The following is an 8767-nucleotide window of genomic DNA, read 5'->3' as shown; positions in this document are numbered from 1 at the left end:
CAATAGAATTTATGGAAAAACTATTTGAAAAAGAATTCTATAGAATCGTAAATAGAGATTCCTACTATAAAAATTGGATCAGTAAATTCATCATGATTAACTAAAAAATTTTTTGTCCGAAACTATAATATATAATGATATAGTCATCATAATTTATGAAATAATGGGTGAGTTATGGTTTCAAAATTAGTTAAAGGCAGTGCAATAATTCTCGTGGGCAATGTTTTATTTAGAGTTGGAGGATATATTTATCGTTTTATAATGGCCATGTTATTAGGTCCTTCAGCTTATGGAATTTTAGGATTAGTTTCTCCTTTTCAAGGAATTTTTCAAATATTATCTGCAGGAGGTTTACCTCCAGCCATTGCTAAGTATGTTTCTGAGTATAATGCTTTAGATAAACAAGATTTGTCTAGGCAAACTGTTTTCACATCTTTAAAAATAATGCTTCTTTTAGGTATTTTTTTTGCTTTGATCATGGTTTTTATTGTTGCACCGTATATTACATATAATCATTATCATAAACCTGAAGCACTTCTTCCTTTACAAGCTGTTGGATTAATTGTTCCATTTAGTGCAATTGTTGGGGGATTTAGAGGTGCATTTCAAGGAGTATATAAAATGGAGTATATTTTATATACACGAGCCATCGAGCAAATATCCATGATCTTATTTGCAACATGTTTAGTCATTATTGGATTATCAGCATTGGGAGCTGTTTTAGGTTCTGTTTTTGCATTTTTAGCTTCATTAATTGCAGCTGTTTATATTTTTAAAAAATATATGAATAATTATCTACCTAAACCTTCTGAAAATTTCAAATTATCATTAAAAGAAGAATTAATTTTATCAAAAAAACTAATTTTATATGCAATTCCGGTTTCAATAACTGCACTAGCTGAAATGGGCGTTTATACGATTTGTACTTTTATTATGGGAGTTTTCTTAGTTTCTTCATTAATTGGATATTTTTTAGCTGCAGATCCTATTTCCAGATTGCCTTTGATTATTTCATCATCACTTGCAACATCAATATTGCCTGCAATAGCTGAAGCTTATGTTACATATAATAAATATTTGCTTAATCGTTGGATTGTTAATTCTTATAAGTATGGCTTATTTTTTGTAATTCCAACATGTTTGGGAATTTCTGTGTTTGCAAAAGAAATTTTAGGATTAATATTTTTTATTAACTTAGAGTATATGCGTGGAGCAGGAGCTTTATCAATTTTAGTAATTGGAATGGGATTTTATTCAATTTATGCTATTTCAGCAACAATTATTCAAGGAATTGGCAAACCTAAAATACCTATGTATATTTTAATTATTGGAGCTGTGATTACATTTATTTTAGGATGGTTTTTGATTCCAATTTGGGGTATTGAAGGAGCAGCATTAACTACTTCAATTTCATCGTTTATAATGGCAATTCCAATGTTTTTAATACAATTTAAAATAACAAAAACGAATCCTCCTTATAAATTTCTACTTAAAATTTTGATTTCTTCAATTATAATGGTAATACCTGCATTACTGTTACCAGATAATTCAATAGGGTTATTAATTGGGATAGTTATTTGTCCGATCATATATTTGCTAAGTATTACACTATTAAAAACATTGACTCATGATGATGTATGTTGGTTTAAAAATTTATGTGAAAAAACATGGATTTTTAAAAAATATATTTTATTCATTTTAAATTTAATAGAAAAATATTCGAAATAAGATTTTAAGTAATGGGTTGAAAATTGGATTGTTTTAATAATTCCAATGTTTAAAAATTATCCTTCAAGTTTTTTAGATAATTTGTTAAATGCGCCTCTTTTAACAAGAACAGAAACTTTCTCACCACGGGCTATTACATGGTCTTTTTGAGGTATTTCTATTTTTCCATTTTCATTAATTGAGATTATAATGTAATCTTTTGTTGGTGAGATTTCTTCAATGCGTTTTCCAACAATTTTTTTATTAGTTATTGTCATTTCAATGATTTCACCATCACCTTCACCTAGTGTTATTAAATCAGCGACATTAGGTCTTGTAACTAGCTTTTCTAAATATCCTGCAGCAGTTATTTCTGGACTAATTACATTATTAATCCCAACAGCTTTAAATGCTTCTTCATGGTCTGGATTGCTTACTCTGGCTATAATATTCGGAACATTGTACTTTTTAACTAAAATACAGGATAATAAGTTTGCTTCATCATTACCTGTTGTTGCTACAAAATAATCAGCATCTTCAATATTAGTTTCTTCAAGTAACTTTGAACTAGTACCATTTCCACATATTACAAGCGCATCAAGTTCTGCTGCAACTTCTGCACATAGTGACTCATCATTTTCAATTAAAGTAATATCAAACCCATCTTCAATCAATAAATTAGCAAGAGAAAGTCCAACACGACCTCCCCCCATAATAATAATGTACATTATAACCTCTCATAAAAATATTAATAATCAATATTTATTTTAATATTTAATAAACTTATCTTTTAAATATTTCAAGAAAAGCTCTTATAGTAATTAAAACAGGGTATATTTCAAGTCTTCCAATCCACATATTAAATATACAAAGGGCTTTTAATGGTGTTTCTAAATTGGTTCCGATTATTCCAAGACTTAGTCCTACGTTTCCTTGTAATGAAACAGTATCGAATAAACTTTTAAATGGGTCATGTCCATAGAAACATAGCATTGCCCATGTAATGACAATTCCAATCATATAAAGAGTTATGTAATTTCCGCTTTGGGCAACAGTTTTCTCTGAAATTTTTTGATTTGAGATTTTTATTGGGATTATTCTTCCTTCAGGGGATAAAATTTCTTTTATGTGCCTATAAATTCCTTTAAAAAATGTAATTACTCTAAATAACTTTAATGCACCTACTGTAGAACCACTAGAACCTCCCATCATCATTAACACCATTAAACATATTAATACAAATGATGGCCAGGAACACATAATAGCAACGCTATTTACATTTGCTCCAGTTGTTGTAATTGCTGATACAACAGTAAAAAGAATTTCCATAGGGATGATTGTAGAGGTTAGATAAATTAATATTGTAACAATAGCTATTATTGATATTAATACTTTAAATTGTAAATCTTGAATTAAAGATTTTCCTCTAGTTTTAATGACTTTATAATGAACTAAAAAGCTTGTAGCGCCCAATATCATTAAAACTATTGTGATAAAGTATATTAAATCACTGTGGTAATAGCCAATGTTCATATTTTTAATACTCATTCCTCCAGTTGAGATGGTAGTAAAAGTAGAACATATTGAGTCAAAAAGAGGCATTCCTGCAAGTAAATATAATATTATCCCTATTATGGTATATATTAGGTAAATAATGATTGTATTTTTTAGGGTTGCTTTTATACTAGGCTTTAATCTTTCTTCGCGAGCTTCTGATTGATATAATTTAGATGTTGCTGTTCCTGGACGAGTCATAAGTCCGATTATTAAAACTATAATTCCTAAACTACCAATCCATTGTTGTAACGATCTAAAAAATAAAATACTTTGTGGTAATATTTCAACATTTCCAATTAAACTCATTCCAGTACCTGACAATGCAGACATGCTTTCAAAAACACCATCAACGAATCCAACATGGCTTATTAATATAAATGCAAGTCCACCCATTAAACTTGCCCATAACCAAGCTAATGCAGAAATAATCATGCCGTGTTTAGTACGCATAGAACCTATACTGTAGTTTTTAAGTAACTTTATAAAAATAGTTCCAATTGTTATTGAAATGGTGGCAGGAATTAAATACCCTATAAAATTAAATTCGAGATATATTAAATCAACTAATATTGGTATTAAACACATAATTCCGATTCCAATCATAATCATACCAGAATTCTGCATAATTACTAATAAGTCATTTTTGTTGATGTATCTCATTACATTATAATTGAACAAATTTATATATAAATTTTTAACTATAATAATTATAAGTGTTAGGTAGGTTTCATAATGGATAAAAAATCGATTCTTTTCTTATTGTTAAGTATAATAATTTTATTAGTAATGTTATACTTTGTAGGTATTGAAAATGTTATTGACGCTTTGAAAGTAGCTAATTTAACATATATTATTATTGCTTTTGGAATTCAAATATTTACATTTTATTTGTATACTTTACGTTGGCAAATACTTAATAAATTAGCTAACATTAATACCGGAATTCTTAAATTGTTGCCTATGCTAATGGTAGGTCTTGCAGTTAATAATATTACTCCGTCTGGCCGTGGAGGTGGAGAACCCGTAAGAGCATATATCCTGTCTAAACATGGAGGATATTTAATGGAAGAAACATTTGCAACTGTTGTTGCAGATAGGGCATTAGATACATTTCCATTTGTTATTTTAGCAATAATAGCTATTTTAGGAATGGCTTTTTATTTTGATTTTGATTTATGGTTATTAGTAGTCATGGTTATATCAGTTATAGTTATTGTAGCAGCTTTAATTGTTATTATTTACATGTCTATCAATCCTAAATTTGGAAAAAGAGTTGATGGTTGGATTATTGGACTTGTTAGAAGATTTTATAAGAAAAATTCTGATGAGTTGGAAAATAAGATTCACAAAGTAATAGCTGGTTTTCAAGACACTATGAAACTTGTAATCTATAACAAAAGCGTTTTATATCATGCACTTCCATTATCCTTTTTAATTTGGATATTTGAAATTGTAAGAGTATATTTTGTATTTTTAGCATTTGGAGCTAATTTAAACCCAATTATTATTGCGGAAGTATTTATTTTAGCATCATTAGTAGGGATGATTCCTCTTCTTCCAGGAGGTTTGGGGGCTGTTGATGGGGTTATGATTTTATTTTATTCAGCAGCAGGTATAACAGCTTCTGTAAGTGCTGCAGCTACTGTAATTGAAAGATTAATATCTTTTTGGTTGGCTACAATTATTGGGATGATTATTTTACCTCATTATGGATCATCAGTTTTAGATAAGAAATCTTTAAGCTCATCTTCTGATGAAATTTCAGAAGTTGTTGAAGATGATGTTAAATAGTTAAATAGAAAACTTTATTTTAATTTATTTTCATAAAAATTAGTATAACAAAAAAATTATTTTTTTGTAAACTGATTGGTGAAATCATGGAAATTAACGGTGTAGAAATTAAAGATAATTATGCAGAAGGTTTTGGAATTAAAGTAACTAGAATTTTAGTCACAGCAGCTACTGAAGAATTAGCAAAAATAGCAGCTACTGAAGCAACAGGTTACGGAACTTCTGTTATTGGATGTCCTGCTGAAGCAGGTATTGATTGTTTTGTACCAGCTGATGAAACTCCTGATGGAAGACCTGGTTATGTAATAATGATTTGTCAAGGTGGTAAAAAAGCATTAGACCATGAATTAATGGAAAGGATTGGTATGTGTATTCTAACTGCTCCAACTGCAGCAGCATTTAATGCACTTGAATCAGAAGATACATTAAACACTGGTGCCAAATTAAAATTCTTCGGTGATGGATTTGAAGAAGAAACTGAAATTGCTGGTAAGAAAATATTTTCAATTCCAATCATGTCTGGTGATTTTTTAGTCGAATCTGACTTTGGATACAAAAATGGTGTAGCTGGAGGAAACTTTTTCATTTTAGCTAAAGATCAGATGACTGGTGTTAAAGCTGCTCAAGCTGCTGTTAAGGCTATTTCTAAAGTTGAAGGAGTAATAACTCCATTCCCTGGTGGTATGGTTGCATCTGGTTCTAAGGTAGGATCAAATAAATACTCAAAATTTTTAAATGCATCTACTAATGAAAAAATGTGTGTAACGTTAAAAGATAAGGTTGATTCAAATATTAGAGATGATGCTGATGGTGTATTTGAAATTGTTATTGATGGTGTAGATGAAGAGTCTGTTAGAGCTGCTATGAAAACAGGTATTGAAGCTGCCTGTGGTGTTGAAGGTGTTCTTGAGATAGATGCTGGTAACTTTGGTGGAAATTTAGGAGCCTATAAAATACACTTGCAAGAATTATTCTAGAGAGCTTACTCTCTTACTTTTTATTTTTTTTAGTTAAATTAGCTATTTCTTTATCAGTTAAATCTTGTCCGATTATTTCTATTTTTTGGCTTAGTTCTTCAATCATCTTTTTAAATATAGCTTTATCTGGACCTGAAATCCAATGGGAATGGATATTATTAACACATTTATATAAATCATCTACGGCTTCTTTTTGTTCTTGATTGTCTTTTAAATATTGAATAAAGCATTCATTGCTTATTATTTTAAATTCATCTAATTACAACAACATTTTCACTATCTTCAATTTCTTTTCAATGAGAACTATATTTTGATTTCTTTTTATCAGTTCATCGAAAACTACTTTTCCAACTCTTCCACATCCAACCAAATAGCCCTGATGGAAATTTTTTTAATAATTTTAAAAGTAATTTTTTTCATGTATTTGCCTATTTATTTAAGATAATTATATTTATATCAAATAGTTATATTTTAATTTAAAGGTGATTTTTTGGATCCTATAGATATGATGGTTACAGATTTAAATTGCGAATATTTGGGTTTGTCAAGGCTTTGTTTGATGGAATCAGCTGGGAAATCTTTAGCTGAAGAAATAGGTAAAATTGCAGTATATACATTCTCAAAACCTGTTAAAATTATTATATTTGCAGGTTCTGGGGGAAATGCAGGTGATGCTTTTGTAGCTACACGATATTTATTAAATAAGGGGTATGATGTGGATATTTACATGTTAACTCAAGAAAATAAAATTAAATCAAATGATGCAAAAAGTAACTTTAAAATTTTAGAAAACTTAAAACCAAGACTTTCACATTTAAAAATTTATAATCTTGCAACTGTTGAAGACATTAACTCTTGTGAGTTAGTTAATAGTGATGAATTTTCAGACTTTATTATAATTGATGCTATTTTAGGAACTGGAATTAAAGGTAAATTAAGAGATAAAGTTAGACGAGCTATAGAAGTTATAAATGAATCTAAGGGTTTGAAAATCTCAGTTGATATTCCATCAGGAATGAATGCTTTAACTGGTAAAATTGAGGATTTGGCTGTAAAACCTGATTATACTATTAGTTTTCATAAAATTAAAACTGGGGTTCGAATTTCTGATGAAGAAAAAGTGGGAGGTCTTGTTACTGCAGATATTGGAATTCCTTTTGAAGCAGAATACTTTATTAATTATGGAGATATGATTAAACTTAATAAAAGGTCTAATAAATCACATAAAGGAAACAATGGTAAGGTATTGGTAATAGGGGGGTCTAAAGATTATTTTGGAGCTCCAGCTATTTCTGGAATGGCTGCTATTTCATCAGGAGTTGATTTAGTTTATATTGTAGCTCCTGAATCTGCAAGTATGGCTATTAAATCATTTTCTCCAGATTTAATTGTTAAATCATTAGAAGGAGATTACTTGTCTTTAAAACATCTAGATGAAATATTGAAATTATCTAATAGTGTTGATGCAGTTTTAATAGGTCCTGGTGCATCTATTAATGATGAAACTGCTAAATTGTTTAATGTATTAATAACAAAAATAAAAAAACCAATAGTATTAGATGCTGATGCTTTAAAGCAAGTTGAAATATCTTTAATTAAAGACCGTAAAGATATTATATTAACTCCTCATTTATCAGAATTTAAATCTCTTTTTAAGGTTAAAAATGATTTAAAGTTAGATATTGATACTTATGACTTTAATAAAGTTGATGAAAATATTACAGAATTTCAAAAAATCACAAATTCAATTGATGCTAGTGTAATTGTTAAAGGCCAATATGATTTAATCCTATTTAAAAATAAATTTAAAATAAATAAGACTGGAAATCCTGGAATGACTGTTGGAGGGACTGGAGATGCTCTTGCTGGGATTTCTGTTAGTTTATTTGCACAGGGTTTAAATTCATTTGATGCCTCTTCATTAGCTAGTTTTATTAATGGTTTGGCAGGTGATAAGGCATATGAAGATAAAGGATATGCTTTTTCAGCTAGTGACTTAATTTCAAATATTGGTTTTGTGATTAAAGATGGATTATATTAAGGGAATTTTTAAAAAAAGACCTAATAGGTTCATTGCCGAGGTTGAAATTAATGGTGATTTAGAAAATGCACATGTACCAAATACTGGAAGGTGTAGGGAACTTTTAATTGAGGGGGCGATTGTTTATTTAAAGCCTTCTGATAATCCAAAAAGAAAAACAAAATTTTCACTCCACTTTGTGAAAAACAAAGGTGTTCTTGTATCACTTTACTCGCAGGAAGCTAATAAAATTGTATATGATGCAATTATCACTGGCAAAATAAAAGAGCTTGAAGGTTATTCTGTCCATCAAAGAGAAAAAACAATTGATGATTCAAGAATTGATATATACTTGGCTAATGAAAATGAGGAATGTTATGTTGAGGTAAAAGGAGTTACTTTAATTATTGATGATGAAGCTAGATTTCCTGATGCTCCAACAGAACGTGGTTCAAAACATTTAAATGAATTAATTAAAATTAAAAAAGATGGTAAACGTGCAGTTGTATTTTTCTTAATTCAACATCCTGCAGGTAATTTCTTTAGACCTAACTGGGAAAATGATCCTGTGTTTTCAAAAACATTAAATGAAGCATATGAAAATGGTGTTGAAATTTTAGTTTATAAATGTGATAATCGTTTAGATGGCATTGATTTAATTGATAAATCCTTAAAATTTGATTTATCTAATAAAAATAAGATATGATGGATATTA

Annotated in this window: 8 protein-coding genes; 5 read left to right on the top strand and 3 right to left on the bottom strand. The window is 28.9% G+C overall.

Annotated features, from left to right (window positions below; genetic code table 11):
- Positions 1–174: 174 nt before the first annotated feature.
- The gene (locus MBORA_RS03645; RefSeq protein ID WP_063720240.1) at positions 175–1728 is read left to right on the top strand and encodes a flippase; all 1554 of its coding nucleotides are present in this window, start codon (positions 175–177) and stop codon (positions 1726–1728) included.
- Positions 1729–1784: 56 nt separating this feature from the next.
- Here MBORA_RS03645 and MBORA_RS03640 read toward each other — a convergent pair whose 3' ends face one another.
- Together MBORA_RS03640 and MBORA_RS03635 are read right to left on the bottom strand one after the other, a co-directional pair.
- Complete coding sequence (locus MBORA_RS03640) at positions 1785–2435, bottom strand: potassium channel family protein (RefSeq protein WP_042691875.1); 651 nt, start codon at positions 2433–2435, stop codon at positions 1785–1787.
- Between the two features lie 55 nt (positions 2436–2490).
- Positions 2491–3888 (bottom strand): TrkH family potassium uptake protein, encoded by a 1398-nt coding sequence (locus tag MBORA_RS03635; RefSeq protein ID WP_248845830.1) that lies wholly within the window; start codon positions 3886–3888, stop codon positions 2491–2493.
- A gap of 108 nt (positions 3889–3996) precedes the next feature.
- Between MBORA_RS03635 and MBORA_RS03630 the strand changes: the two genes are divergently transcribed.
- Together MBORA_RS03630 and fhcD are read left to right on the top strand one after the other, a co-directional pair.
- A complete protein-coding gene (locus MBORA_RS03630) occupies positions 3997–5055 on the top strand; it encodes a UPF0104 family protein (RefSeq protein WP_042691872.1) in 1059 nt (352 codons plus the stop codon).
- An 86-nt stretch (positions 5056–5141) separates the two neighbouring features.
- Complete coding sequence (fhcD, locus tag MBORA_RS03625) at positions 5142–6032, top strand: formylmethanofuran--tetrahydromethanopterin N-formyltransferase (protein ID WP_042691869.1); 891 nt, start codon at positions 5142–5144, stop codon at positions 6030–6032.
- A 13-nt stretch (positions 6033–6045) separates the two neighbouring features.
- Here the strand turns inward: fhcD and MBORA_RS11300 are convergent, their stop codons facing one another.
- Positions 6046–6273 (bottom strand): 3H domain-containing protein, encoded by a 228-nt coding sequence (locus tag MBORA_RS11300; RefSeq protein ID WP_269801126.1) that lies wholly within the window; start codon positions 6271–6273, stop codon positions 6046–6048.
- Between the two features lie 249 nt (positions 6274–6522).
- On the opposite strand from MBORA_RS11300, the gene MBORA_RS03620 reads away from it, so the two are divergent.
- Both MBORA_RS03620 and sfsA read left to right on the top strand, forming a co-directional pair.
- On the top strand, positions 6523–8073 hold the full coding sequence (locus tag MBORA_RS03620; RefSeq protein ID WP_063720238.1) for a bifunctional ADP-dependent NAD(P)H-hydrate dehydratase/NAD(P)H-hydrate epimerase: 1551 nt from the start codon (positions 6523–6525) through the stop codon (positions 8071–8073).
- Entirely contained in the window at positions 8060–8758 is a 699-nt protein-coding gene (gene sfsA / locus MBORA_RS03615) for a DNA/RNA nuclease SfsA (protein WP_063720237.1), read from the top strand. The genes MBORA_RS03620 and sfsA overlap by 14 nt, the downstream gene beginning before the upstream one ends.
- Positions 8759–8767: the final 9 nt, after the last annotated feature.

It is taken from the genome of Methanobrevibacter oralis (assembly GCF_001639275.1).
GTDB lineage: Archaea > Methanobacteriota > Methanobacteria > Methanobacteriales > Methanobacteriaceae > Methanocatella > Methanocatella oralis.
Note: the sequence above shows the minus strand (reverse complement) of the source record. Positions and strands in the feature narration are given on the sequence as shown.

Excerpts from the sequence above, each read along its gene's own strand:
- MBORA_RS03645 (WP_063720240.1), top strand. The coding sequence starts at position 175 with ATGGTTTCAAAATTAGTTAAAGGCAGTGCAATAATTCTCGTGGGCAAT.
- MBORA_RS03640 (WP_042691875.1), bottom strand. The coding sequence starts at position 2,435 with ATGTACATTATTATTATGGGGGGAGGTCGTGTTGGACTTTCTCTTGCT.
- MBORA_RS03635 (WP_248845830.1), bottom strand. The coding sequence starts at position 3,888 with ATGCAGAATTCTGGTATGATTATGATTGGAATCGGAATTATGTGTTTA.
- MBORA_RS03630 (WP_042691872.1), top strand. The coding sequence starts at position 3,997 with ATGGATAAAAAATCGATTCTTTTCTTATTGTTAAGTATAATAATTTTA.
- fhcD (WP_042691869.1), top strand. The coding sequence starts at position 5,142 with ATGGAAATTAACGGTGTAGAAATTAAAGATAATTATGCAGAAGGTTTT.
- sfsA (WP_063720237.1), top strand. The coding sequence starts at position 8,060 with ATGGATTATATTAAGGGAATTTTTAAAAAAAGACCTAATAGGTTCATT.